Below are 24254 nucleotides of genomic sequence, written 5' to 3'. Positions count from 1 at the left end.
CCCGGTCAGCTCCGGGAACGGTCTCGCGATACCCGGCCGATCAGTTCGCGCGCCCGCTTCCCGCTCACCGCTTGGCCCGCGAGAAGATCGAACGCCCGCCCGTAGACGGCGATCTCGCGTGGCTGCGTGATGGTCAGCTCGGCGGCAGTGCCCTCCACCATCACCATCTGGTTGTCGAACATCACGAAATTGGTGGAGACGACGAGGGCCTCGGCGGTGGCGGGCACGATCCCGATCGTCACCCGGGGCATCCCGATGAGCGAGGACAGCCGATCGAGCTGACCTTCCATCACCTCGTCGTCTCCCACCGTGGTCCGCAGGGCCTGCTCGGCGATCACGAAGTGGAACAGATGGTCGCGCCGATACAGGACGCGCTGTCGCTCCATGCGCTTGGCGACGGCTTCGTCGAGGTCGTCGGGCACCTGGTGGAATTCGATGCCGCGCTTCAACTTGGCGGCGGCGTATTCCGCGGTCTGCAACAGGCCCGGCACGATCTGCGGCTGATAGTCCCGGATGACGGCGGCCGTCGCCTCGAGCCGCAGTGACTTCTGCTGCCTGCGGCGCACCCCGGTCCCGAGGATCTTGCGCCACTCGAGATAGGCGACATCGATGGTGTGCAGCGTCGCCAGCAGGTCGGGCAGTTGATCCTCGGCGTCGCAGTGCCTGCAATAGGCGCGAATGTCCTCGTCGGACGGCTTGATCCGCGCGAACTCGATCTTGGAGACCTTCGACTCGTGCCACCCGGCCAACTGGGCGAGCTTGCGGTTGGTCAGTCGCGCGGCGACCCGAAGTTCCCGAAGCTTCGCTCCGAGCACCGCCCTGGCGTTGTGCACGTTGTCGGTCACGGCGAGCGGTACTCCTCGAACGGGATGGCCACTTCCCACAGTCGGGCACGGACCTCGCGGCACTGGTCGGCGATCCGGGGATCGGTGGTGACCGCCAGCCCCGCCGGCTTGCCGCACCCGTCGGTCAGGTTGAACACCACCCGCCGCCCGTCCATCAGCCACCAGTCGTCCGGCGGCACCTCGACGGCGAGGTGCCTGGGCAGATAGCGGATGTCCTCGCCGGCAGCGGCGTTGGTCTCGGTCACCGACAGCAGCCAACGGTGATAGTCCGAGTGCGGCACGCTCACCACCCGTACCCTGCTGATGGCCACACCCCGGCCGATCGTCTCCCGGACCAGTTCGTTCCAACGGGCCTTGCGCTGATCGGGTAGCGCCGGTTCGCCGGAGAGGAACCGTCCCAGGCGCGCGGACTCGGTGGGAACGGCGTAGGAATCGCGCACCTCCAGATGGAACGCGTCGGATTCGCAGTCACGCAGCAGCGCTACCCAATCCGGCGGATCATGCGAAAGGTAGAGCACCGTAATACGTCCTCTTGAACTTCGGCACCTCGATCACCGTCTCGTTGGCCGCGAGATCGAGTTGTGCCAGAGTGTCGGATTCGGTCACCGGCCGACCGCTCAACATGAACGTCCCACGCCCGGAATCGGTGAGCGCCGCCCCGATGAAGGTGTCCGGCTCGGCGAACCCGGTGAGCAGATGCGGGATCTCGATCGTCGCGACCCGGCCCGTCTCCCACCCCTGAACCAGATACGTCCCCTTGTCGGTGGCGTACAACGTAGGACACCCGCCGAGGTCCGAACCACCTTTTCCGAGGAACCGCAAGCGCATGACTTCCCCTGTCCTGTGTGAGCACAAGTGTTCTCGTGGCTGCACATCATGCCTGCTCGCGGCACCGAATACACGCAGTTGAGAGCGAGTCGTGCAAACTCGTGCTCACTTCTGGCCGCGACAGTTGATCTCTTCGTACGGTGATCTTCAGCACCCGCGTCGGGGCGGGCGCTGACCAGGCGAGGAGAAAAAACAGTGCTGCGGTACTACGTCAAGGTCCACTGCTGCGGGCCGGAATGGCTGGTGCATGTTCCGGCGGTGGACCGGTGGACGCTGACAGGGGACAAGCGCTCGATCGAAGCGACAGCGCAGCAGCTGATCGCCGACGTGACGGGCAAAGGGGTCGAATCGTTCACCGTCGATCTCGTCGCGGGAAGAGCGATCGGCTCCGCCGCGGAGTTCGCCCCGTCGATCAACGGCGTGCTGCAGCGATGGAGTCAACCCGGTATGTGATTCCTACCGTGCCGGCGTAGGTTGCTCCGGCCGGCTCACCTCCTCCGGCTCGAGCTAACTGGCCTCCTTGAATGTCTCGAATCGTTCGGCAAGCCTCTCGGGCGAGGGGGTGCTGTTGCGCGCCGCGGGCAGACTGATGAGGCGGCCGTCGAAATCTCGAAGGCTGTGGGTGAGCACCGGTGAGTCGCTCGGGTCGCGCTTGATCTTCTCGCTGATGTGGATGACATGCTTCGGCGAAATCCCCAGAAGGTTGGCGTCGTAAGCTGCGTGGTGCAGCTTGCACAAGCACAGTCCATTGCTGACCTCTGCGAGACCACGAGCATCGTTGTCGGCGATGATGTGTGCTGCATCCAACAACTGGACGTGGCCGAGCTGGCAGATCGAGCAGCGTGATGCGTAGGCGAGCAGGATCTTGGCGCGGAACTCGGGCTGATGTAGTCGTTGCCGGGTAATTCTCTCTGCATAGGCACGCTCTACGGGACCGAGATGCTGGGGGTCGGGGAGTTCTCGGAGGCGCTCGTCCAAGGCGACAAGGAACCTCTTGCGTACGGGATCGTCGGCGATGACGTATGCGGGAAATACAGGCACGTACACCCCTGATTTGATCCAGCGCAGCAGAATCAGGGGTAGCTGAAGTTCAAAGGCTCTGCGCAGTTTGGTGTTGTCGCCCTCCGGATTGCCCTCGCGGTAGTCGTATGAGAACAGGCCGTCCCCAACTTCCTCGTCGCTGTACTGGCTGTCGGGCTTGGACAGGATGGAAAGTGTCGCCTGCAGATCACGCGGGTTCCATATGCCTTTGTTCTGGTCGATCAGCCGGCGCCGCTGTCCGGCCACGCTGAAGTCTGCGAGGTCCGCGCGGGTCAAGGCGCCCTTCTCCGAGACTTGCCGCTTCAACTCCTCGAAGATCATCTGCCGGAGTTCGTGCTCCACTCTGCTCTGCACCAGCGAAGTGTGGCACGGTGTTTCAGAATCGTCAGCGGTTCGACCTGTGATCTCCCGCCAAGCACATCTGATCGTCTGGTAGCCGGACGACTGCTCGAAGCGGAATCAGCTGCCCTGCACGGTCACAGCTGGGCTACCGGGCAGCGACGTGACCCCGCTGGTTCGGTCCGGATGATCTGGCCCCGTTCACGATGCCGCTGATCTGAACCGATCCACAGGGGCCCGTCACGGGCGCGGTAGCACTACGGGCTGACCTGCTGGTAGGTGCTTCGGATTCCGTCGGTCAAGGTTGTGGTGGCTGTCCATCCGAGTTCGGTTGCCGCGCGGCTGGAGTCGAGCGCGCCGTGTTTCCACTCGCCGTCGCGCTCGGGTGCGTGGCGAGGTCTGATGGTGGTGCCTGCGGCGGCGTTGACCGCATCGAGCAGGGTGAGCACTGATGTGCCTGCGCCGGTGCCGATGTTGAACACCTCCTCGGCGCCGCTGTAGCCGACGGCGGCGGTGAACGCTTCGACCGCGTCGGCGACATAGACGTAGTCCCTGGTCTGTGTGCCGTCGCCGAAGATGGTCGGGGTTTCTCCGCGGGCGATCTGTCCGCAGAAGATGGCGACCACTCCGGCTTCCCCGTGAGGATCCTGCCGGGGTCCGTAAGCGTTGCCGAGCCGCAGCGCAAGGTGGTGAGTGCCGTGAAGCCGGTTGAAGAGCGAGAGGTATGTCTCGGCGCAGTATTTGCTGATTCCGTAGGGCGCTTCGGTTTTCGGCAGCATGGTCTCTGGAGTGGGCATGGGCACACCGTCGCCGTACATCGCGCCGCCGGTGGAAGCCAGGATGAGGCGGGCTCCGACCTGTTGTGCCGCGGTGAGCAGGTTGAGGGTGCCGAGGATGTTCGTTGTCGCGTCGGTCTGGGGGTCGGCCACGGAGTGGCGGACGCTGATCTGGGCGGCGAGGTGGAAGATCAGTTCGGGCCGCTCGGTGGTGACTATTTCGGCCATGGTGTCGGCGTCGCGGATGTCGGCCATATGCAGGGTGACGCCATCGGGGACGCGGGACTTGTCGCCGCTGGAAAGGTTGTCGATAACGCTTACCGTGTGGCCGTCGGCGACCAGGCGGTCGAGCAGGTGGGAGCCGATGAATCCGGCGCCGCCGGTGATGATCGTGCGCATAGGGCAGGTGCCTTATCTTTCGTCGGGATCGGGGTCGGCGACGCATCGGAACCCGATGTCGAAGCAGCTGTAGTCGGGCAAGGCTGCGATGCGTTCGGTGGTGCGAGTCTGGAACCGGAAGTGCTTCCACGATCCGCCGCGGATCACGGCGTAGCGGTGGCGCATAGCCGCGGCGAATGCGGGGTCGTAGACGCGGTTCGGGTCGTAGGGATCGTAGGTGCTCGCGGTCCATTCGGCGACGTTGCCGGACATGTCGGCCACACCGAACGGCGAGTCACCGACCGGAGAGAATCGGCCCACTGGGGTGGTGGAGGGTGCGGGACCCTCGAGCACGTAGCGGTGTGTCCACCACCGCCGCCAGCCGTCCAGGTCATGCAGCGGTCCAGCCCAGAGTTCGGCGCTGTTGGTTCGCGCTGGATCCCACCGCGCGCCCCACGGCCATGGCGACCAACGGGGGCCGTGCGCGGCGTACTCCCATTCGGTCTCCGTCGGCAACCGCTTACCTGCCCAGGAGGCGTAGGCCGTTGCGTCTGATCGGTTGATGTGCACCACCGGATGGTCGGGGCGATCGGCCAGGGCATCGATGCCTGGCGCGGGCTGTTTCCAGTACGCGCCGGTCTGCTCACGCCAGAACGTCGGGCCGTAGACCAGGCCGAACCCGCGGTGCTCGGCGCCGGTGACGTAGCCGGTCGCGTCGATGAACGCTGCGTACTGCTCATTGGTGACCGGTGTGCGGTCGATGTAGTAGGTAGAGACGGTGCGGGTGTGTTGCGGCGCTTCGTCTTCGAACCAGGTCCGGCCGTAGTGTTGTCGGTCGGCGATTTCGTCGAGATGCCCGGCGGGCGCGCCAATTTCGACCCGTCCGCCGGGGATGTGGACCATGCCCGCCATGTCAGCCTCCCATGAGGGCGGGAATGATCTCCAATTCGGCGTCGCTGCTGATGATCTCTGCGGCCAGGCCGCCGATCGTGCGCACGTCGGTGTGGTTCAGGCACACGAGCGTCCATGGCGCGAGTCGTCCGTCCTCGGTGAGGATGCGCTCGGTGAACACGGGAAACAGATCGGTGAGCCAGGCGAGTGCCTGCCCAACGGTGGCCGCGTCGCAGTTGAGGCCGGTGAGGTTGCTTCCGGCCAGGGTGCGCCAGCTCGCGGGCAGGATGAACCGGACGGCCATCACGACACCGCCGCTTCGCTGCGGTCGAGCACCTCACGCATCCAGCTCAGCGACTGCTCGATTCCCTCGCACAGCGGTGTGGTGGCCTGCCAGCCGAGAAGCCGCGCGGCGCGGCGGGCCTCGGGCCGGCGAACGGTGACTTCGGAATCGCGGGCGGGAGCGATCTCCAGCTCACCACTCCCGGCGAGGTCGACGACGAGTCGTGCCAGGTCGGCAATCGAGACCTCGGCATCACTGCCGATATTGATCGGTCCGAACTCCTCCACATCGAGCATCGCCAGCAGCGCCGCCACGAAATCGGTCACGTAGACGAACGAGCGGGTCTGTCGGCCACCGCCACTGATGCGCAACGCCTCACCTCGCAGCGCGGCAGCACAGAACGAGGAGACGACGCGGCCGTCGGTGGGCCACATGTGCGGGCCATAGACGTTGAACGGCCGCACCACTCCGACGTTCGTGCCCTGTCGGTGGTGCGCGGCGGCGGCCGCCTCGCAGGCCCGCTTGCCTTCGGTGTAGGCGCTGAAAGGGCCGACCGGGTCGGTGTTGCCTCGATAGTCTTCGTGCTGCGGATGCACCTGAGGGTCGCCGTATATCTCGGAGCTGGAGACGATCACCACTCTGGCACCGGTTCGCGCGGCCAGCTCGAGCGCGTTGAGAGTTCCGGTCGTCGCGGCACGAATGGTCTCGATCGGCATCGCGGTGTTGGCCTTCGGACTGGCCGGACACGCCAGATGCACGACATGGGTCACTTCCTGCAGATCGGCGAACGTGACCGCGCTGGTGACGTCGCCGAGGCGGAAGGTGAACCGCGGGTTACCGGTGAGCGATGCGAGATTGGCGTGGTGTCCGGTGGACAGGTTGTCGATCGCACTCACCCGATCCCCTCGGTCCACGAGTGCGCGGCACAGGTGCGAGCCGATGAACCCGGCGCCGCCGGTGACAACGATGTGGTTGGTGCTCACAAAACGCTCTCTTCCATGGTAGTTGAACGTGGTTTGCTCTCAAAGCCGTTCGATGTTTGCGGCGGACGGCATCGCGCAGCAGGCGTCGAAGACGTAGTCGGCGGACGCGATCAGGGCGTAGTCGAGTACGCGGTGAGCGACCAGCACCGCGACGACCGACGCTCGGGCGACCATCTGCACTGTCATATCCGGCAGCACAGTGGGTAGCCCTGAGACCAAGGGGTCGACCACGAGCACATCGAAACCGCATCGGCGCAGCTCCTCGACGACCTTCAACGCGCAGGAATCCCGAACGTCGGGAACATCAGGCTTGTAGGTCGCGCCGACAACGACGATCCTCGCGTGCTCGCGAATGTGGTTACGTCGAGTAAGGCCGGTGATGATCCGGTCGGCGACGTAGGCGGGCATGGCGTCGTTGATCCGTGACGCTGTCTCCACCAGGGCCGCCGGTGTGCCGGACGCTTCGCGGATCGACCAGGCGAGGTATCGGGTGTCTGCGGGCAGGCAGTGCCCTCCGGCTCCGACACTGGGATGAAACCGCATGTACCCGTACGGTTTCGTGGCCGCCAAGTCCAGCGCGTCCCAGATACTCGCACCGAGCGCGCTGGCGTACCGAGCCAATTCGTTGACCAAGGAGATGTTCACCAACCGGAAGGCGTTCTCGATGAGCTTGGCCAGCTCGGCGGTGCGGATATCGGGCGCGGCCACCACCTCCTCGACGAGGCCACCCCAGAACTGTGCGATCGCCTTTCGTGAAGCGTCATTGATTCCGGCGACAATCTTGGGCACCGCCGCGAGGTCGGTGACCGGGGTGCCGGGGTTGATCCTTTCGGGGGCGTATCCGAGGTGAAAATCGACGCCCGCGGTGAGGCCGGAGGACTCCAGGATCGGCGCCACGACGGTTTCGGTCGTACCCGGATAGGTGGTCGACTCGAGGACGACGGTCGCGTCGGGCCGCAGGTATGCGGCCACCGTCTTGCTGGCGGCCTCGATACAGCTCAGATCAGGACGACCACCGTCGGTCGGTGTGGGGACCGCGATCAAGGCGACATCAAAGCCTTGGAGATCATCCTGGTCGTTGGTCGCGATGAGTCGGCCGCTGTCCAGCGCAGCCCGCAGTTGCGTGGTGGCCACATCTCGGACGTAGGAATGCCCGGCCGTGAGGTGAAGGACACGGTCGGGATCGGTGTCGAATGCCACGACCGTGTGCCCGGCAGCGACCGTGAGCATTGCCACCGGCAGGCCCACATAGCCGCATCCGATCACCGCAACGCGCAGCCCGGGTACAGGGGCGACACTGGTGATCATCGGCACGTCGCCGACCTTGATCGGGTGGGTCATGGTCAAGCCCTCCAGCGCAAGCAGTGGAACGCTTCGGCGTACTGGTAGCCGCTCTGCGCGCCGCGAACCGCGGCCAGACCGCGCAACGCGACCTCGGAACGGGTGTGTGGATGCCCGCGTCTCTGGCTGGCATACAGCTCCATCGCGGCCACCTTGCCGTCGACGTCATCGCCTGTGAGTTGAACGAAGACGTTGCGGGCCAGCGCCGGTTGCCCGCTCCACGAATCCGCCACCTCCTCATAAGTCGCCACCACTACCGGCTGGTGGCGGAAGATATCGGGGCCGGGCCGCAGGGCAGTGAACACCGCCGAGGCAACTGCCTGGTGATCCTGGTTGTAGCTGGTGGGATCGGGTGAGAGAACCACCGATGGCTTCAGGGTGGGCAACGCGAGCGGATGCCCCGGACGTTCGAGCAGATCCACGAGTTGGCTTCGAGCCACGGTGTCCAGTCGCAGGTTGTAGACACCGTCGGGAAGTGCCAGATGCCAGCCGTCCAGCCCGAGGAACTCGGCGACCTTCTCGATCTCACGGAACTTCTCCTCCTTCCTCGACCGGCCTGCCGGAGAGAAGTCCGCGACGTCGCCAGCGGTCACATACAACACATGGACCTGCCCGCCCTCACGCTTGATGCGACCGATCAACCCGCCGCAGCCGAGCACCTCGTCATCCGGGTGCGGCGCGATGATCAGAACGCGCTGCTCCGACCACGGGTTCGTCGTGACGATCGGCACCATGTGTTCGGTCCCGACCGCCCACTCGCTGGACAACCGGTCCCCGTGGGCGCTGTTCTCGGACATGTATTCCTCTCAATTAATTTTTTGGGGGATTGCAACGGAATTCGCTCCGAATCCGTCCCCCTCCTTGCTTGCCGCTGCCCTGGCGCGGTTGTCGGTTCGCTGTGGGTGCGGTGGCGCCGGTGTCGCGGAGCGAGGGTGGCTGCGGTTGCCCAGATGAGCAGGGAAATCACCCCTGCCACTGCGGCTATGGCTATGAGGTTCGGCAGGATCACGGCTATGGGTTGGGTGTCCATCCCGGTGTGCGTTCGATGACGTTTTCGGGCACGAGCAGGGTGCAGGCCAGTGTCAGCGCTTTGGCGGCCGTGCCGAGGTGCGCGAGCCCGGGGGCGAGGATCGCGGTCGCGCCGATCGTGTGGGCGGTGTGGGTGATGAGGGTGGTGGGCATATAGGTGTTGTGGTCGACGACGATGACCTCACCGATTCGGCAGCCGTGCCGGGCGGCCAAGGCTGCGAGGGCGGCGCGGTCGTCGGTTTCGGAGTCGCTGATGTCGCGGTTCATCACCCCGAGAGCGGTGTGCATGGTTCACCTTTCGATGCGGCCGCGTTCGCGGAAGTACTGGTAGTCGTCGGCGCTGACGCGCAGTGCCGCGACTCGGGTCGAGCAGCTCAGGGGACAGTCGCCATGGAGCTGGAGGGCGCTGGCGGCGTCTTCGGGTGATCGCACCGGCCAGTGCGGGTTGTCGTGGCGTGCCCTGTCGTCGGCGGACGTGAAACCGCGCATACTCGGGGCCTGCTCGATCGGGATGATGTTCCTGCTTTCCGGTCGACGGATGTCGCCGGTGGCGGCGATCCCCTCCGCTGCCGCGCGCTCGGAACCGTGTGTTCGACCGGTCACCGGTCGGAGTCCGTGATGGCTGACGACGGGGCGACCGGTCCGTCCAGCCAGACGGGGAGCTGCTGATGTCCCTGGGAGATGAAGCTGCGCAGCGGTTTCACCGCATCGGGTGCGACAGCGAGTGTCAGGTGGGGGAACCGCCCGAACAGCGCGGGCAGCGCGATCCCGGCCTCCAGACGTGCCAGAGCCGCGCCGAGGCAGTAGTGCGGGCCGTACCCGAAGGACAGGTGCTCCTTGGTCGGCCTGGCCGGATGAAACTCGTCGGCATCGGGTCCGTGCAGGTGTGGGTTGCGGTTGGCAGCGGCGATGCTGGTGATGATCGCTTCCCCGGCGGCGATGCGCTGGCCGTCGATGTCGATATCGACGACCGCGTAGCGCAGGGGCAGATTCGCCACCGGGGGTGTGTAGCGCAAGGTTTCCTCGACCAGCGCCGGCCAGGTGACCGCGCCCGTTCGAAGCCGAGCGAGCAGTTCGCGACGGGTCAGCAGGTGGTAGATGGCTTGGTCGATGAGATTGACCGTGGTTTCGTATCCGGCGCTGATCACCAGCAGCAGCGTGTGGACGAGTTCTTCCTCGGTGAGCCGGTCGGCGTCGTCGCGGTGGCTGATGAGCAGGCTGGTCATGTCCTCGCCCGGCTCGACGCGGCGACGGGCCACCAGCGCGGTCAGAATGCTCACCATCTCGGCGAACGTGGCTTGCGGATCGCGCTGTGGAGAGGTGGAGAAGATCTCACCGACACACAACTGCAGCCCGGCTTGCAGGTCGGTGGGCACACCCATCAGCGCGGTGATCACCCGCGCCGGCACCTGCTCGGCGTAGTCCGCACGCAGGTCGATCACCTCGCCGTCTGCTCGTGCGGCCAGACCGTCGAGCAGGGCGGTGGTGATCTGCTTGATCTGCGGGCGCAAAGCGGTGACACGGGGCGCGGTGAACGCGGGGGCGACGAGCCTGCGTAGCCGTTGATGCTCTTTGCCGTAGGCGGTGAGCATGTTGCGTACCGACACCCAGGAGATCAACGGCCAGTCCGCCGGGATGTCACCGGCGCGGAACGGCGGCCAGTGCTGAGCGGCGTCCTTGGACACCCGTCGATCGACGTGCAGCGATTTGAGTAGTTCGGGGTCGGTGACCGCCCAGACACGGATGCCGCCGGGCAGCTCGACGCGGACCAGGCGTCCGCGCTCGCGTAGTGCGACGGCCTCGCCGGAGATGTCGGTGCCGGTGGGATCGAGCACGATGGGCGCAGGAGTGGGAGTGAGGTGAAGATCGGTCATCGCTTGGGCCTTACGTTCAGCGGAAGGGCACGGTCAGCGGCGGGACTGGAGCGAAGACGACAGGCAGTGCTGCCAAAGACCGGTGGAACGGGCCCGGCCGCCACCGCAACTGCTCGCGGGCTACCGCGAGCTCCATTTCGGGCAGGGCGTCGAGGAGCTGATCGATGGCGTCCCAGGCGATCAGTTCGGCCAACGTTCGCGCGGGGCAGCCGTGCGGCCCGGTGCCGTATCCCAAATGTGATTCGTTGCCGCGGATGTTGCCGCCGACGACGGCCGGGTCGTTGTTGCAGGCTGCCAGGCTGATCACGACCGGCTGATGCGCCGGCACCCAGGTGTTGTCGATGAGCTGCGGCTGAAGCGGATAGCTCATGCAGAAATTCGTGATCGGTGGGTCACGGAACAGCACGTACGTGAGTGCGTCACGTGTCGAGATCGACCCGCCGGAGACCTGGCCCGCGAAGCTCGGGTGGGTCAACATCCAGGACAGCGCGTTGACGATGAGATTGGTCAGCGGCTCGCTCGCCGCCCCGTAGAGGGTGACCAACTGGTGGACGGTCTCTTGGTCGTCGAGACCGGTGTGATGGGCCAGCAGCCAGGAGGTGATGTCTGTGCCCGGTCGGGCGCGCTTGCGGTCGACGATCTCGCCCAGCGCCGTCACCATCAGCCGGTTCCCTTCGGCGGCGTCGGCGCTCGACTCGAAGATCATCGCCATCCCCGCCGCGGCCTGTGCGCTGAGGTCAGCCTCGCATCCGATCAGCTCGCTGATTACTTCGAAGACCAGCGGTGAGGCGAAATCTGCGATCAGATCGGCCCGGCCACCGCCACAGAACCTGTTGATCAACGCCATGGCGATCCGCTCGACCACGCCGTGGACGCCGACGAGGTCCACTTGGGCGAGCGCATCCACGGTGGCCGACCGGTAGCGCTTGTGTTCGACACCGCTGCTGCGCAACGGGTTCGGCCGCCACTGCATCATCGGCAAGACGGGGCACTCCGGTGGGATGTGACGCTGCCAGCTCCGCGGATCGGCCGGGAAATGTTCGGGATCGTTCAGAATCCGCACTGCGGTCCAATAGCCGATCACCAAGGTCGCCGGGACACCCGGCGAGAGCCATACCGGGACCAGCGATCCGAACTGCTCGCGCATCTGCGCGTATGCGGCGTGTGGGTCGGTCGCGAAGGCGGTGGTGAACAGCGGGAAACGGAATTCGCTGTCGGGATCCAGCGGCGAGCCGCGCCCGCCAGGGCAACAAGCGGGATGGGTAATGCCGGATTGTGTTGCGGGCATGAAAGTACTCCCGAATCAAGTGAATTGGGGGTGCACCGATTTCTGCGGCGGATCAAGTGGACGTTCGGAGAAGTCTTCTCGCTTCGGACGTCAGCCCCGCTGCGATGAGCATGCTCATTGCGGACGCTCCTGCGCCGCATCGGCTGCTCGGACAGTCCGCGTGTTCGATGGCAATCGTTCGCGCGACATCCAGCCCATAGGGGCGGAACGGCGTGTGGTGCGAAGTCCGAATCCAGTTGGCCTGTCGGCTCATCGGCCCGGAATGTCGACGGGACCGGAATCTGGTGAACAGCGGAACGGGAACAGGCAGCCAGGACGACGGCGCTAGCCATCTCAGCACCGGTGAACACGGATCGATCCACCTCAACGCATCCATCGTCTGTTCGCCTCCCCTTCTTCTGCAATCAGCCGTATCTTCAGGCCGTGTCGACTGGGCCACCATGACGAGCTGCGGAGTCTCCAAGGATTCGTTCTGAGCCGGAAAATGGCTATGACGTGCAGGTATGAGCGGTATGCGTGCGACGCATACTCTCTCGACCACTTGACGAACGCTCAGGTGTCTTGTCGGATGGATTGGTGCCCGCTCGCAGCACCACCACATTCCTCCGCACGCTCGATGGCCTCCGCCTCGAGGGAACAGTCGTCACCCCTGAAGCTGCGGTCGACGCGGCCGTATTGCTCGTGCATGGCGGCGGCGTCACCAGAGAGGAGGGTGGGTTCTTCGCCCGCCTGGCAGAGGGGTTGGCCGATGCCGGTATCGCCTCACTTCGGTATGACCTGCGTGGCCACGGAGCCAGCGAGGGGCGCCCCGAAGAGTCGTCGCTCGCCGCGCACCTCAACGACATTCGAGTCACCCGACAGCACTTGGCGCGCGAGACCGGGATAGCCGGCACTAGCCTCATCGGAGCGAGTTTCGGCGGTGGCCTGACCGCCTATTACGCGGCCAGCTGCCCGGATGACGTGACGCGGTTGGTGCTTCTGAATCCCCAACTTGATTACAAGTCCCGCTATATCGATCAAAAGCCGCACTGGATAAACGATTTCCTGGACGAAGACATGTCCAGGCAGCTCAGCGAACAGGGCTACATCAACCACTCAGCCACGGTGAAGCACAGCCGGGCATTCCTGAACGAGGTGTTCTGGATCAGGCCGAACGAGGTGATCAGTGAGATCGTCGCCCCCACGCTGCTCGTACACGGCACCGAAGACACCTTCGTGCCGGTCGAAACATCACGCCTGGCGGCGCGGCGGCTGCGGACCGAGCACAAGCTCGTCGAAATCGTTGGGGCACAACACGGCTTCGCCGTGCACGACGATTCGCAGTATATGAACCCGCAGAGTCAGCGGTGGCAATCCTTCGTCATCGAGACGGTCCGGGATTGGCTGACGGGCTCGCCGTAACGTCGTCTGCCGACAACGCGGCAGCCAGTTCGCGCGGCCCCGGCCTGGCGTGCCAACGACTCAGACTGTCGACGACTCGGCAAAGCTCGCGCTTCGTGCGACTGGACTGCGTTTCGATGGCACAGACCATTGCCCGCAAGCCCTCGTCGGCGGCCTGGTCGGGCTCACCGCAGAGCGCCAGTGCACCAGCATGTCGCGCCCGGAAGTATCCCTCGTCGCGGCCTGACAGGTGTCCTGTCCCAAGGACTCTGCCGAACAACGTCGCTGCCCGCGCCGGTTTGCCCGCCTCGACGTAGCAGCTGGCGGTCCGCAGCAGATGGGTCTGTTCGTTGTACCCATCAGGCACAAGGGTGTTTTGATCAGTTTCCCCCGCTGTGAAGGCAGCGGTCGCGTCGTCGAGCGCCTGCTCGACCAGGCTCAGTGGCTCGCCGAGCATGGCGAGCCCGCGGGCCTCTTGCTGGATCACTTCGGCTCGTACCGCGGCGGACAACTGCCACGGACCGCACCGCGCTGCCTGTGCGAGAGCAAGGACGCGCACGCCGTCGCGTTCTTCGTAGGCCATCTGCGATTTCCGAAGCAGCACATAGCCCTGCATCGGTAGGTCGCCCGCCTCCTGGGCCATATCGACTGCCCGGTCATACCAGTACCCGGCGACTGCCGGCCGCCGCATATCCCGGTACAGCCACCCGCAGAATTCGGCCCCCTCCGCGCCGAGCGAGAGAAGTGAGCGCCGGATGTCCGGTTTCGCATCCTTGCAGTGGCGTCGGATCGCCGCGAGTAGACCGAGCGTCGACGAGAGGGCGGCAGCAGAACCGCGAGCACGATCATCGGCCTTGCACTTGGCCAGAGTATCGACAAAGACGTCGACGGTCGGTCTGTCGAAATGCCGGTAAGAATCCTCGAGTGGCAGCGCCTGGTGCTCGAATCGGCTATCACCCATGGGTATCGGTACCTCGGCACCGCAGGTCATCAGTCGTTGGGCAAGTCGCAGATCCGCGTCGGGCTCAGGATTGGCGGGGTCGCTGCTCGTTGCTGGTGTGGCACTGTCGCCGACGCGACCACGAATCTTGAACCAGAGCAGTTCCTCCGGAATTCGCAATGCCTGTGCCCATTTGATGAGCTTGGAGAGATGTTCCGGTGCTGCACCTTTCTCGATGCGGCTCAGTTGAGCTTGCGTGAGTCCCAGCCAGCCGGCGACCTGCTCCTGGGAGAGCTGTCGACCATGATGCGGGTGGGTCCGGAAGGCGAAAATCACGTGGCCCATATGTCCAGCGGCGAGAGCATCGCGCATCAGGTCGGTCTGCCAGAAGGTAGACGGCACCTCCGGTGGATGTGGCAGGCCCGCTCGAGAACTACTCTCGCACGACGCACAGCATCTTCCGGTGTTGTAGCGGCTGAGCCGACTGCCACACCGTGAGCAGTATCGCCGCGTCTCCCCCGTCATGAACCTGCTCCTAGGGTGCCGCTATTGGTTCCGTATGCCCTGGTCAGGGCACATTATCACCCGTTGGCCTGGTGAGCTGCACATTCCGGAAACACTCAGCAGACAACCGGTGCCGGTACATCAGCAGCACTTCTCGGCGTTCGTTGAGAATTACGGGCATCACGCAGGCCGGCATGCGTGCGACGTCCTTGGAGAACTTGATACCGTCGCGAAGTTCGACGTCGAGGGTGGAGAGGTGGATGTGTCGGTTCTCGTTCACCATGGTCTCGCCGCGAAATGGTCCCCTGGCTGCGACTCACGGCCACGACCGTAGTCCGACCAACCGAGCCTCGTCGCACGACCGAGATGCTGAGCGATCACGGGTGAGGCGTCCATCTGTGTGACTACTGGGACTTGCCGACCCGGCTGCCTGGATCGCCCGGAAACCACTGGTGAGGTCGATGCGACTACCACATCGCCTATGCCGATCTGACCGCCGCGGTGCGCAATCAGGTGGTAGGGCCCCGAGGGGCGGCGGTAGTCTCCGGCTGTGTCGCCCGATCCATCCTGGACCCGTGATGAGCTGATCCTCGCATGCGATCTCACGATGGCGAACGGATGGATCGAGCTGCGAGAGCACGATCCCCGGGTGTGTGAGTTGTCCAGCCTGTTGCGGTCCCTGCCGATTCATCCGCCCGAGCGCAGGAGTCCGACCTTCCGCAGTGTGGGCAGCGTCTCACGGAAGACGACCGACATCATGACGGTGCATCCGGGCTATCGGGGGAAAGCAACCAAGGGCGGGGCGTTGACGAAGAAGGTTCTGTTCGACTTCCTGAACGAGCCGGAGCTCATGCACCAGGCTGCCGAGACCATACGGGCGATCGCACCCGAGATGCCGACGAATGAGGTGGTGGAGCCCGCAGGCTGGGACGTCGCTTTCGTGGACGACGTCGACTTCCGCGAGGGAAAGTTGCTGGCGACCAGGCATTTTCGGCGTGAGCGTGACCGGAGGTTGCGGAAGAAGAAGGTCGATCAATTTCGTGCCGTCCATGCGCGGTTGTTCTGCGAGGCGTGTGGCTTCGACTTCGAGAACGTGTACGGGCCCCATGGGGCGGGCTATATCGAATGCCATCACATCGTGCCGCTACACAGTTCAGGTGAAACGAAGACCAAGCTCTCCGATCTGATCCTGCTGTGCTCGAACTGTCATCGGATGATTCACTACCGGACGCAATGGTTGAGCCCCGCGGAATTGCGTGAGGCTCTCCGCGATGCGGCAAACGTGCCGGTCGACCTCGACGCGGCCGGGGACCGCGTGCCGGGCACGGACTGAGCCCAGGGGTGGCGTCCCGGTTCTGGTAGTGCGTGCTGCCAGTTATCGACGTTCTGAAGGCGCGTGCCCGCAATTTTCCGTCGCGGATAGTGGGCATCTTCAGCCCAGGGCGAACATCATCTTGCTGTGTGCGCCAATGTGGTTCGACCGGTCTTATTACGAAATGCAATAACGATGCTGACCTGCGAACCTGTCTCCCGCGGCAGGCGGGAAATCTGCGATCACACCAGCCGGTCGGAGGTCGCCTGCCTCACACTTTCCCCCTGCAGAGGTGGAGTAATGCCACGACCCGTGGCACTCTGGTTCAGGAGACCGGTGCACTGCACGTTACCCGGCTCGTCTACAGGAAAGTATGAAATGGCTCAAGGCATTGTGAAGTGGTTCAACAGCGAGAAGGGCTTCGGCTTCATCGCTCAGGATGGCGGCGGTCCCGACGTCTTCGTGCACTACTCGGCGGTCAGCGGTTCCGGTTTCCGGTCGCTGGACGAGGGTCAGCGCGTGGAGTTCGAGATCGGCCAGGGGCAGAAGGGCCCGCAGGCCCAGGATGTCCGCGTCGTCGCCTGACACGTCGACTTCGCAGAGGCCCCGCACCAATGGTGCGGGGCTTCTCGCGTTTTCGGGGGAGTTGCGCGGGCCGGGGGCGGCCGGTTCGATGCGGGGCGGGGGCAGCGGGTGACAGTCGGCGCAGTACCATTCGTCGTTCCGCACGTTCGACAGAAGGTTCGAGACGTAGATGGTGCACGGCACTGTGTTGTGGTTCGACAGCGAGAAGGGCTTCGGCTTCATCGCCCAGGACGGAGGCGGACCCGACGTGTTCGTCGACTACCTGGAGCTGGCCGGGACCGGGTTCCGGTCGCTCGAAGAAGGTCAGCGGGTGGCCTTCGACCTACGTCACAGCAAGTCCGGACCAGAGGCGATGGGGGTCAGGGTCGTCGGCTGAGGGCGAGGGCGCGGTCGTGGAAGAAGGTGGTCGCCAGTCGGCGCGCGTGCCGAGGGGGTTCGGACGGCGACTTCGGCAGGGCCGCCGCGGCGCGGGCGAATTCGGCCTCGACGAAGTCGGCGATCATCGCCGGGGCGGCGCCTGAGCCCATCTCTCTCGTGTGGGACTTCAGTGCGATCAGTTCGTCGATCGAGGTGCGGAGGCTGGGCGCGAGATCGCATTCGGCGAGCAAGGTCGGCACATGCATGGGTGCCACGGCGGCGCCGGGATGCTCTCGTAGCCAGCGCAGGGCCAGGGCCGGTCGCAGCGCGTAGAAGACCTTCTTCAACGAACCCTGTTCGTTCCTGCGCTGCCATTGCTTGCTGCCCAAGTGCAGGTAGTGTCTGGCGATCCGGTCACGATCGGCGACCTGATGGGCCAGCGCGAGCAACTCGGCGCGGAAGGCCGGGTCTCCGCGGTAGACGATCGGCGACATCAGCCACTCGATGAGCACCGCGTTGCCGCGCACCAGCAGTCGCAGGGCCTTGGCCAGGTCCCAGCCGTTGACGTCGAGGAGATCGACGAGCGGAGTCTCGATGACCTCGCGGGTGCGCCAGGGGGACAGATAGGTGTCCAGTCCGGACAGGTAGACGAAGCGGCAGTCGTAGTCGGAATCCGGGGAGGGGAATCCCCACGCTCGGCTGCCGCTTTCGATGGCCAGCAGGATGTGGACACCGTGGTCGCGCTCGATACGCGACAACTCCTCGTCGATCGTCCCGACGATGTGCGGGTCCATCGAGTCGGGCACGGCGCGAAGAGACATGCGGCGATGGTACGGGCCAGAGGGCGGTCGCTGCCTCTCGTTTTCCGGTCGTCCGGCAGTGCCGTTCTCGACCGGCGGTTGACCGACGCTGCCCTGCCGGTCGGTGAGAACGCGTGCTGCGGGTCGCGGCGGCCGTCGAATCGCTTCCGGGCATATCTCGACCGCAGGTGAACGCCTATTTCGGTCTGATCTCGACGGCAGGACGGTGAGAATTTTCGTGCAATTCTCATGGGACCGGACGCACGCGAGGCGCTGGTAATTGTCAAGGCCCGGATATCTGGGGCATCTGTGTCTGTTTCCCTGCTCGATCGCCGGGCGGGCATGATGTATGCGCAGGTCAGAGCGTAGTGCAATGTCTGAAATGGTCACTGTTCACGTGTTCGGATTCACTCCCGGATGCGGATAGTAGCCTGGCTCACATTTTCAGAATTTCCGTAACCGTGTGTGCGGGTGTCTCGATGTGTCGTATGTCAGCCAGTTCGAATACTGGGACAGTTCGACGAAAAGGAATTCGCATGATCCCCGTTATCATCGACACCGGTAGCGCCGCTCTGAACGGACTCTTCGACACTCTGGGTGCCGCGCTGCACGGTCTGGTGAACACCCTGTGGACGGGTTCGTTCGGCGCCTGATCGCGGAAGCGAAGGCACTGGCTTCGGAACCCCGCGCCGAGATCGGCGCGGGGTTCCGCGCGTCCGGGCTTTCGTGTTACTCGATCGTTATCGAAACGCTGGTCGGCCTGCGTGGATGTGTCCGCAACGTTGCTAACCTCGGCGGTCGGAAGTAGCTCTACACGCCCGTCCCGGGGGTCGGCCGATCGGCCGGTTCCTGGGTGCGATTCGGCTTTACCCGACCGCATCGAGGAAGAGGAGTTCTACCGTGATTCCCATCATCATCGAAACCGGCAGTGCCGTCATCGACGGAGCCCTGGATATCGTCGTGACGATTCTGGAGGGCATCGGCGCGCTGCTGGGCTCCTCGGATGGCGTCTGATACGCCGACCGTCTCCTGACTGTTCGACAGAGGCCCCGCACGGTGTGGTGCGGGGTCCTTTCGTAGGCGTTGCCGAATCGTAACCGAATCCGCGTTTCGGCTCACATGAGCTTGATCGGATCGTTGCTAGCCTTGCGCTCGCAGTTGACTCACCATCCGACGCCCCACAGTGTCCGCCGCGCGGCGAACCGGGGTAGATCCGGTCGCCCCGACCGGTTCCCAAGGAAGAGGAGTTCTCAATGGGTAGTGCGATCATCGGACTCGGCAGCGCCGTTCTCGACCTCGGCAGTGTTGTGGTCGGGGATGTCATCGACCTCGTCGTGGGTGTTCTGGAGGGAATCGCCGAGGCCCTGGGCTCCGCGGACGCGGCATAGACGACTTCGGCGCCGAACGCGGGCTCCGTACCGGACAGGTGGGTGCGGAGCCCGTTCTGTGTCCTGGTTTGCCCGATTCATCGCAAGGGTGCGATGCCACTGACGGCAGCCGCCCACCGGGTGGCGGCATCGGCTCGGAACCTGCCCACTAAGCTGGGGCCCGGTAATCAGCCGTCCCCCTTCTTCAGGAGTAACCCACTGTGAGCCAAGCAGGCCGTCCTGTTGTTCTGATCGCCGACAAGCTCGCCCAGTCGACCGTCGACGCGCTCGGTGACGGTGTCGAGGTTCGCTGGGTCGACGGCCCCGACCGGCCGGCCCTGCTGGCCGCGGTCCCCGAAGCCGACGCCCTGCTCGTGCGCTCGGCCACCACCGTCGACGCCGAGGTGCTCGAGGCGGGCAAGAATCTGAAGATCGTCGCGCGCGCCGGCGTCGGTCTCGACAATGTCGATGTGCCCGCGGCCACCGAGCGCGGCGTGATGGTCGTCAACGCGCCGACCTCCAACATCCACACCGCCGCCGAACACGCCGTCACCCTGATGCTGGCCGCGGCCCGACAGATCCCCGCCGCCGACGCCACCCTGCGTGAGCGCACCTGGCAGCGCGGCAAGTTCAACGGTGTGGAGATCTTCGACAAGACCGTCGGCGTCGTCGGCCTCGGCCGTATCGGCCAGCTCTTCGCCGCGCGTCTGGCCGCGTTCGAGACCAAGATCATCGCCTACGACCCCTACGTCTCCCCGGCGCGCGCCGCTCAGCTCGGCATCGAGCTGGTGACGCTGGACGAGCTGCTCAGCCGTGCCGACCTGATCTCGGTGCACCTGCCGAAGACCCCGGAGACCAAGGGTCTGCTCAGCAAGGAGAAGCTGGCGCTCACCAAGAAGGGCGTCATCATCGTCAACGCCGCGCGCGGTGGCCTGATCGACGAGCAGGCGCTGGCCGACGCGATCAACTCCGGCCATGTGCGGGCCGCCGGTCTGGACGTGTTCGAGACCGAGCCGTGCACCGACAGCCCGCTGTTCGATCTGCCGCAGGTCGTCGTCACCCCGCACCTGGGCGCGTCCACCTCCGAGGCGCAGGACCGCGCGGGCACCGATGTCGCCAAGTCGGTGCTGCTGGCGCTGGCCGGCGAGTTCGTGCCCGGCGCGGTGAACGTCACCGGCGGCGTGGTCGGCGACGAGGTCGCCCCCTGGCTGGACATCGTGCGCAAGCAGGGCGTCCTGCTCGGCGCGCTGGCCGACGAGCTGCCGGTCAGCGTCGAGGTGCAGGTGCGCGGCGAGCTGGCCTCCTCGCAGGTCGGGGTGCTCGAACTCTCGGCGCTGCGCGGCATCTTCTCGGCACATGTCGAGGAAGAGGTCACCTTCGTCAACGCGCCCGTGCTGGCCAAGGAACGCGGCATCAGCGTCGAGGTCACCTCCGCTTCGGAGAGCCCGAACCACCGCAGCATGGTCGACCTGCGCGCCGTCTTCGGCGACGGCCGCACGCTCAATGTCGCGGGTTCGCTGACCGAGCCGCAGCTGGTGGAGAAGATCGTCAACATCAACGGCCGCAACTACGACATGCGCGCCGAGGGCCTGAACCTGGCCGTGCTGAACTACGAGGACCGCCCCGGCGCGCTCGGCAAGATCGGCACCAAGCTGGGCGAGGCCGACATCGACATCCAGGCCGCCCAGCTGGCTCAGGATGTCGACAAGGAAGGTGCGACCGTGATCCTGCGTGTCAACAAGCCGGTTCCCGAAGACGTGCAGGCCGCGATCGGCGAGGCCGTCGGCGCCGCCAAGATCGCCCAGGTCGACCTGTTCTGATCGAAACCCTGCTGATCCATACATTGCCGTCACGCGCCGCCACCGCACACCCGGTGGCGGCGCGTGGGGCATGACGAGGAGTTGTCATGAAGCTTGCGGTCATCCCCGGTGACGGCATCGGTCCCGAGGTCGTCGCCGAGGCGCTGAAGGTGCTCGACGTGGTCGTGCCCGGCGTCGAGAAGACCGAATACGACCTGGGCGCCAAGCGGTACCACGCGACCGGCGAGATCCTGCCCGAGTCGGTGCTGCCGGAACTGCGCGAGCACGACGCGATTCTGCTCGGCGCGATCGGCGACCCGTCGGTGCCCAGCGGGGTGCTCGAGCGCGGTCTGCTGCTGCGCACCCGGTTCGAGCTCGACCACCACGTGAACCTGCGCCCGTCGAAGCTGTTCCCCGGTGTCACCAGCCCGCTCGCCGGCGATCCCGAGATCGATTTCGTCGTCGTGCGCGAAGGCACCGAAGGCCCCTACACCGGCACCGGCGGCGCGATCCGCGTGCGGACCCCGCACGAGGTGGCGACCGAGGTCAGCACGAATACCCGCTTCGGTATCGAGCGCGTGGTCCGCTACGCGTTCGCGAAGGCGCAGGCGCGACGCAAGCATCTGACCCTGGTGCACAAGACCAACGTGCTGACGTTCGCCGGCTCGCTGTGGCAGCGCACCGTCGACGCGGTGGGGGCGGAGTTCCCCGAGGTCACCGTGGCCTACCAGCACATCGACGCCGCCACCATCTTCATGGTCAACGACCCGGGCCGCTTCGATGTGATCGTCACCGACAATCTGTTCGGCGACATCATCACCGACCTCGCCGCCGCGGTCAGCGGGGGTATCGGTCTGGCGGCCAGCGGCAATATCGATGCCTCGGGCGCCAATCCGAGCATGTTCGAGCCGGTGCACGGCAGCGCACCCGACATCGCGGGCCAGTCGAAGGCGGATCCGACCGCCGCGATTCTGTCGATCTCGTTGCTGCTGAACCACCTCGGCAAGACCGACGAGGCCACGCGCATCGAAGCGGCTGTCGCCAAGGATCTGGCCGCGCGTTCGGGCGCCGCGTCCACGGTCGAGGTCGGCGATCGGATCGCCGCCTCGGTCTGATCCGTTTCGGCGAACTCCGGCGCGAACTACCTCGGCCGCAGGTGGTCTCGGTGTCGGCGTGGGTATCGCACACGCATGGGCCTCGCCTCCTTCTCGGGGCGAGGCCCATGCTTTCAGGGTCGTTCGAAAGTCGCGTCGCCGGGTACACAGCTTCGACGAGATCGCCGAGAGGCCGCCTCGAGTCGGCGGGAGGTCGTGATGAGCGAACGACGAGTGACTCCGGGGGCCGGTCGCGGACCGTATTCGACCGACGACCTGCACGCGTTGCCCGGCCGTGGGCGCGACTACGAGCTCGAGGACGGTTGGCTGGTCGAGGTCGACCGCGGCGCCCGGCACGATCATGTGGTGCGGCGGATGGCGCGGTCACTGGACCGCGCCGCGGATCTGGCCCTGCACGTATGCATCGGCGGCGGCTGGGAGGTGGGGACCTCCAGCGGGGTGCGCAAACCCGACATCGTGGTCGTGCCGCGAGAGGTTATCCGCCACGCGCTGGTGGCCGATCCGCCGCGCGTGCTGGCCGGGGACCAGGTGCGGCTGGCGGTGGAGGTGATCGCGCCCGCGACCGCGAGCGAGCGCACCGATCGAGTGCGCAAGGTGCGCGAGTACGCGGCCGCCGGTATCCCCGAATACTGGATCGTGGAACACCATCCGCGGGCGCGCGTCCACCGGCTGGTCCTCGACGACGGGATCTATCACGCGCGGTCGGTGGTCGATCCCGGTTCGGTGCTGATCGCGGAGGTGGGTCAGGTCAACGGGTTTCGGGTCGTCATGGATCCGGCCGAGCTGCTGGAGATCTGATCGGCCGAGCGGCGTCGACGGCGAAATCCACTGTGCGCCTGCGGCCTGCGCGTGTGATCCGGCGGCACCAGCGGAATGGCCAGCGCCGCGACAGCGGCGGCGCCGAGGAAGGCGGCGGAGAAGCCGCCCCAGGTGATCAGGGCGCCGAAAACCGGTGGGATGGCGGCCATCGCGAGGTTCTGTCCGGTGTTCTGCATGCCCAGACCCCGTCCGCTCCAATAGGGCCCGGCGATCTCGGCGACGGCGGTGAAGGCCAAACCGTTGTCCGACACCGTGATCACCGATGCCGCGAACAGCAGCGGTATCGCCGCCCACCACCATTGGGTCCACGCGGCCACGCCCAGCGCCGCCATGCACAACGCCGCGGCGACCGCGATCCGGTGGAGCGGACCCAGCCGGCTGCCGACCCGGTCCGACCAGGCGCCCGCGCCGATTCGGCCCAGCGCGCCGAGGATCTGGGTGGCCGTGACCACCGCGCCCGCGACCGGGATCGACCAACCGAGGTCACGGTGCAGCCACAGCAGGGCGAAGGTCCACAGCACGCCCTGCGGGACGGCCAGCAGCACCGAGGCCCCGTGCACCCGCCACAGGGTGGAATCGCCGCGATAGGGGTTGTCCCGGTCGGCCGCACCACCTTCGGGACGGGGCGGGTCGACGATCCCGACCAGGCAGGCCAGCGCCGCGACCCCCGCCATGATCGCGGGCACCAGGATGGCGGCGGGGATTCCGTGGTGAGAGGCGGCCAAAGGGATGGTCAACGCGCCGATGCCGACGCCCAGCGGTTGCGCGGTCTGCCGGATCCCCATCGCCAGGCCGCGACGGTTCGGCGGGAACCAGCCGACGATCACCCGGCCGCTGGCGGCGTTGGTGCTCGCCGCGCCGATGCCGCCGAGCAGCAGCAATGCGCCCAGGGCGAGGTGGCCGGTGGTCGTCGCGGCGCCGATGCCGGCGACGAACATCACCGCCGGGCCGGCGACGAGCACTGTGCGCTCGCCGATGCGATCCATCACATAGCCCCAGGCGATCAGTGTGCAGACCAGGCCCACGGTGGGCATCGCCACCAGCAGCCCCGCGGTCGGCAGTGCCATTCCGCGCTCGGTCAGCGCGGGCAGCAGGAACGGCGTGCCGTGGATGAAGACGGCGCTGGAGGTCTGGGCGAAGACGCCGAGGGCGAGCATCGACCACCGGTGTATCGCGCCCACCCGTATGCCGACCGATTCGACGGACATCGACTCACCCCTGTTCCGAATGATCTCAAGATATGGGATATAGTTCTCAGAAAGTGAAAACCGTGGCTCACGGTACACCCGGCCGGCGGGTGTGCGCATCCGAGTTCGAGACTCCGAGCGGCGAGGAATGTCACACTCGCGGGCTCCTCGGCGAGCGCTCGGCGGGGAGGTG

Annotated in this window: 27 protein-coding genes; 9 read left to right on the top strand and 18 right to left on the bottom strand. The window is 65.9% G+C overall.

What is annotated here, in order from left to right; translation table 11 throughout:
* Positions 1–5: 5 nt before the first annotated feature.
* Genes IU449_RS29655 through IU449_RS09605 form a run of 3 tightly spaced genes read right to left on the bottom strand, consistent with a single transcriptional unit; the run spans position 6 to position 1619 of the window.
* A complete protein-coding gene (locus IU449_RS29655; protein WP_195001495.1) occupies positions 6–845 on the bottom strand; it encodes a helix-turn-helix domain-containing protein in 840 nt (279 codons plus the stop codon).
* Positions 842–1363 carry a DUF6879 family protein gene (locus IU449_RS09610; protein ID WP_324188150.1) on the bottom strand — a complete coding sequence of 174 codons (522 nt, stop codon included), beginning with the start codon at positions 1361–1363 and terminating at the stop codon, positions 842–844. The genes IU449_RS29655 and IU449_RS09610 overlap by 4 nt, the downstream gene beginning before the upstream one ends.
* On the bottom strand, positions 1344–1619 hold the full coding sequence (locus IU449_RS09605; protein WP_228803859.1) for a hypothetical protein: 276 nt from the start codon (positions 1617–1619) through the stop codon (positions 1344–1346). The genes IU449_RS09610 and IU449_RS09605 overlap by 20 nt, the downstream gene beginning before the upstream one ends.
* Positions 1620–1868: 249 nt before the next feature.
* Here IU449_RS09605 and IU449_RS09600 point away from each other — a divergent pair, with 249 nt between their 5' ends.
* Positions 1869–2126, top strand: coding sequence for a hypothetical protein (locus IU449_RS09600; protein WP_195001493.1), 258 nt, complete (start codon positions 1869–1871; stop codon positions 2124–2126).
* 54 nt (positions 2127–2180) lie between these two features.
* Here IU449_RS09600 and IU449_RS09595 read toward each other — a convergent pair whose 3' ends face one another.
* From IU449_RS09595 to IU449_RS09545, 11 genes are all read right to left on the bottom strand, one after another.
* Positions 2181–3068, bottom strand: coding sequence for an HNH endonuclease (locus IU449_RS09595; protein ID WP_195001492.1), 888 nt, complete (start codon positions 3066–3068; stop codon positions 2181–2183).
* A 242-nt stretch (positions 3069–3310) separates the two neighbouring features.
* Complete coding sequence (locus IU449_RS09590; protein WP_195001491.1) at positions 3311–4228, bottom strand: NAD-dependent epimerase/dehydratase family protein; 918 nt, start codon at positions 4226–4228, stop codon at positions 3311–3313.
* A gap of 12 nt (positions 4229–4240) precedes the next feature.
* Positions 4241–5119 carry a formylglycine-generating enzyme family protein gene (locus tag IU449_RS09585; protein ID WP_195001490.1) on the bottom strand — a complete coding sequence of 293 codons (879 nt, stop codon included), beginning with the start codon at positions 5117–5119 and terminating at the stop codon, positions 4241–4243.
* 1 nt (position 5120) lies between these two features.
* On the bottom strand, positions 5121–5402 hold the full coding sequence (locus IU449_RS09580; RefSeq protein ID WP_195001489.1) for a MoaD/ThiS family protein: 282 nt from the start codon (positions 5400–5402) through the stop codon (positions 5121–5123).
* Positions 5402–6364, bottom strand: coding sequence for an NAD-dependent epimerase/dehydratase family protein (locus IU449_RS09575; protein ID WP_195001488.1), 963 nt, complete (start codon positions 6362–6364; stop codon positions 5402–5404). Before IU449_RS09575 ends, IU449_RS09580 begins: the two co-directional genes overlap by 1 nt.
* 39 nt (positions 6365–6403) lie before the next feature.
* Positions 6404–7705 (bottom strand): nucleotide sugar dehydrogenase, encoded by a 1302-nt coding sequence (locus tag IU449_RS09570; protein ID WP_195001487.1) that lies wholly within the window; start codon positions 7703–7705, stop codon positions 6404–6406.
* Between the two features lie 2 nt (positions 7706–7707).
* On the bottom strand, positions 7708–8502 hold the full coding sequence (locus IU449_RS09565; RefSeq protein WP_228803857.1) for a PIG-L deacetylase family protein: 795 nt from the start codon (positions 8500–8502) through the stop codon (positions 7708–7710).
* A gap of 214 nt (positions 8503–8716) precedes the next feature.
* Positions 8717–9022, bottom strand: coding sequence for a hypothetical protein (locus IU449_RS09560; RefSeq protein WP_195001486.1), 306 nt, complete (start codon positions 9020–9022; stop codon positions 8717–8719).
* Positions 9023–9025: 3 nt separating this feature from the next.
* Positions 9026–9337 carry a hypothetical protein gene (locus IU449_RS09555; RefSeq protein WP_195001485.1) on the bottom strand — a complete coding sequence of 104 codons (312 nt, stop codon included), beginning with the start codon at positions 9335–9337 and terminating at the stop codon, positions 9026–9028.
* Positions 9334–10608, bottom strand: a complete 1275-nt coding sequence (locus IU449_RS09550) for a cytochrome P450 family protein (protein ID WP_195001484.1) — start codon at positions 10606–10608, stop codon at positions 9334–9336. The genes IU449_RS09555 and IU449_RS09550 overlap by 4 nt, the downstream gene beginning before the upstream one ends.
* A gap of 16 nt (positions 10609–10624) precedes the next feature.
* Positions 10625–11896, bottom strand: coding sequence for a cytochrome P450 (locus IU449_RS09545; protein ID WP_195001483.1), 1272 nt, complete (start codon positions 11894–11896; stop codon positions 10625–10627).
* Positions 11897–12472: 576 nt separating this feature from the next.
* On the opposite strand from IU449_RS09545, the gene IU449_RS09540 reads away from it, so the two are divergent.
* On the top strand, positions 12473–13297 hold the full coding sequence (locus tag IU449_RS09540) for an alpha/beta hydrolase (RefSeq protein WP_195001482.1): 825 nt from the start codon (positions 12473–12475) through the stop codon (positions 13295–13297).
* Here the strand turns inward: IU449_RS09540 and IU449_RS09535 are convergent.
* Positions 13257–14618, bottom strand: a complete 1362-nt coding sequence (locus IU449_RS09535; protein WP_324188149.1) for a helix-turn-helix transcriptional regulator — start codon at positions 14616–14618, stop codon at positions 13257–13259. The two genes, IU449_RS09540 and IU449_RS09535, sit on opposite strands and share 41 nt — an antisense overlap.
* Before the next feature lie 166 nt (positions 14619–14784).
* Positions 14785–15003, bottom strand: a complete 219-nt coding sequence (locus IU449_RS09530) for a hypothetical protein (protein WP_195001481.1) — start codon at positions 15001–15003, stop codon at positions 14785–14787.
* 267 nt (positions 15004–15270) lie between these two features.
* Between IU449_RS09530 and IU449_RS29650 the strand changes: the two genes are divergently transcribed.
* The 3 genes from IU449_RS29650 (at position 15271) to IU449_RS09515 (ending at position 16993) form a co-directional block, all read left to right on the top strand.
* Positions 15271–16053 (top strand): HNH endonuclease, encoded by a 783-nt coding sequence (locus tag IU449_RS29650; protein ID WP_195001480.1) that lies wholly within the window; start codon positions 15271–15273, stop codon positions 16051–16053.
* Between the two features lie 357 nt (positions 16054–16410).
* Positions 16411–16617 (top strand): cold-shock protein, encoded by a 207-nt coding sequence (locus tag IU449_RS09520; RefSeq protein WP_011210759.1) that lies wholly within the window; start codon positions 16411–16413, stop codon positions 16615–16617.
* A 169-nt stretch (positions 16618–16786) separates the two neighbouring features.
* Positions 16787–16993: a cold-shock protein gene (locus IU449_RS09515; RefSeq protein ID WP_195001479.1), complete on the top strand. Its 207-nt coding sequence runs from the start codon at positions 16787–16789 to the stop codon at positions 16991–16993.
* Here IU449_RS09515 and IU449_RS09510 read toward each other — a convergent pair.
* Entirely contained in the window at positions 16977–17795 is an 819-nt protein-coding gene (locus IU449_RS09510; protein ID WP_195001478.1) for a DNA polymerase beta superfamily protein, read from the bottom strand. The two genes, IU449_RS09515 and IU449_RS09510, sit on opposite strands and share 17 nt — an antisense overlap.
* A gap of 1232 nt (positions 17796–19027) precedes the next feature.
* Here IU449_RS09510 and IU449_RS29455 point away from each other — a divergent pair.
* From IU449_RS29455 to IU449_RS09495, 4 genes are all read left to right on the top strand, one after another.
* Positions 19028–19162: a hypothetical protein gene (locus IU449_RS29455; protein WP_267468263.1), complete on the top strand. Its 135-nt coding sequence runs from the start codon at positions 19028–19030 to the stop codon at positions 19160–19162.
* Positions 19163–19362: 200 nt separating this feature from the next.
* Positions 19363–20961, top strand: coding sequence for a phosphoglycerate dehydrogenase (gene serA / locus IU449_RS09505; protein ID WP_195001477.1), 1599 nt, complete (start codon positions 19363–19365; stop codon positions 20959–20961).
* Positions 20962–21047: 86 nt separating this feature from the next.
* Entirely contained in the window at positions 21048–22055 is a 1008-nt protein-coding gene (locus IU449_RS09500) for a 3-isopropylmalate dehydrogenase (protein WP_195001476.1), read from the top strand.
* Positions 22056–22253: 198 nt separating this feature from the next.
* Entirely contained in the window at positions 22254–22853 is a 600-nt protein-coding gene (locus IU449_RS09495; protein ID WP_195001475.1) for a Uma2 family endonuclease, read from the top strand.
* Here IU449_RS09495 and IU449_RS09490 read toward each other — a convergent pair.
* Positions 22799–24082 carry an MFS transporter gene (locus IU449_RS09490; protein ID WP_195001474.1) on the bottom strand — a complete coding sequence of 428 codons (1284 nt, stop codon included), beginning with the start codon at positions 24080–24082 and terminating at the stop codon, positions 22799–22801. The genes IU449_RS09495 and IU449_RS09490 overlap by 55 nt on opposite strands.
* Positions 24083–24254 lie beyond the last annotated feature (172 nt).

The sequence above is a fragment of the Nocardia higoensis genome (genome assembly GCF_015477835.1).
Lineage (GTDB): Bacteria > Actinomycetota > Actinomycetes > Mycobacteriales > Mycobacteriaceae > Nocardia > Nocardia higoensis_A.
This window is presented reverse-complemented; position numbering and strand designations above follow the sequence as displayed.

Excerpts from the sequence above, each read along its gene's own strand:
- IU449_RS09590 (WP_195001491.1), bottom strand. The coding sequence starts at position 4,228 with ATGCGCACGATCATCACCGGCGGCGCCGGATTCATCGGCTCCCACCTG.
- IU449_RS09585 (WP_195001490.1), bottom strand. The coding sequence starts at position 5,119 with ATGGCGGGCATGGTCCACATCCCCGGCGGACGGGTCGAAATTGGCGCG.
- IU449_RS09580 (WP_195001489.1), bottom strand. The coding sequence starts at position 5,402 with ATGGCCGTCCGGTTCATCCTGCCCGCGAGCTGGCGCACCCTGGCCGGA.
- IU449_RS09570 (WP_195001487.1), bottom strand. The coding sequence starts at position 7,705 with ATGACCCACCCGATCAAGGTCGGCGACGTGCCGATGATCACCAGTGTC.
- IU449_RS09565 (WP_228803857.1), bottom strand. The coding sequence starts at position 8,502 with ATGTCCGAGAACAGCGCCCACGGGGACCGGTTGTCCAGCGAGTGGGCG.
- IU449_RS09560 (WP_195001486.1), bottom strand. The coding sequence starts at position 9,022 with ATGCACACCGCTCTCGGGGTGATGAACCGCGACATCAGCGACTCCGAA.
- IU449_RS09550 (WP_195001484.1), bottom strand. The coding sequence starts at position 10,608 with ATGACCGATCTTCACCTCACTCCCACTCCTGCGCCCATCGTGCTCGAT.
- IU449_RS09545 (WP_195001483.1), bottom strand. The coding sequence starts at position 11,896 with ATGCCCGCAACACAATCCGGCATTACCCATCCCGCTTGTTGCCCTGGC.
- IU449_RS09530 (WP_195001481.1), bottom strand. The coding sequence starts at position 15,003 with ATGGTGAACGAGAACCGACACATCCACCTCTCCACCCTCGACGTCGAA.
- IU449_RS09520 (WP_011210759.1), top strand. The coding sequence starts at position 16,411 with ATGGCTCAAGGCATTGTGAAGTGGTTCAACAGCGAGAAGGGCTTCGGC.
- IU449_RS09515 (WP_195001479.1), top strand. The coding sequence starts at position 16,787 with ATGGTGCACGGCACTGTGTTGTGGTTCGACAGCGAGAAGGGCTTCGGC.
- IU449_RS09510 (WP_195001478.1), bottom strand. The coding sequence starts at position 17,795 with ATGTCTCTTCGCGCCGTGCCCGACTCGATGGACCCGCACATCGTCGGG.
- IU449_RS29455 (WP_267468263.1), top strand. The coding sequence starts at position 19,028 with ATGGGTAGTGCGATCATCGGACTCGGCAGCGCCGTTCTCGACCTCGGC.
- IU449_RS09500 (WP_195001476.1), top strand. The coding sequence starts at position 21,048 with ATGAAGCTTGCGGTCATCCCCGGTGACGGCATCGGTCCCGAGGTCGTC.
- IU449_RS09495 (WP_195001475.1), top strand. The coding sequence starts at position 22,254 with ATGAGCGAACGACGAGTGACTCCGGGGGCCGGTCGCGGACCGTATTCG.
- IU449_RS09490 (WP_195001474.1), bottom strand. The coding sequence starts at position 24,082 with ATGTCCGTCGAATCGGTCGGCATACGGGTGGGCGCGATACACCGGTGG.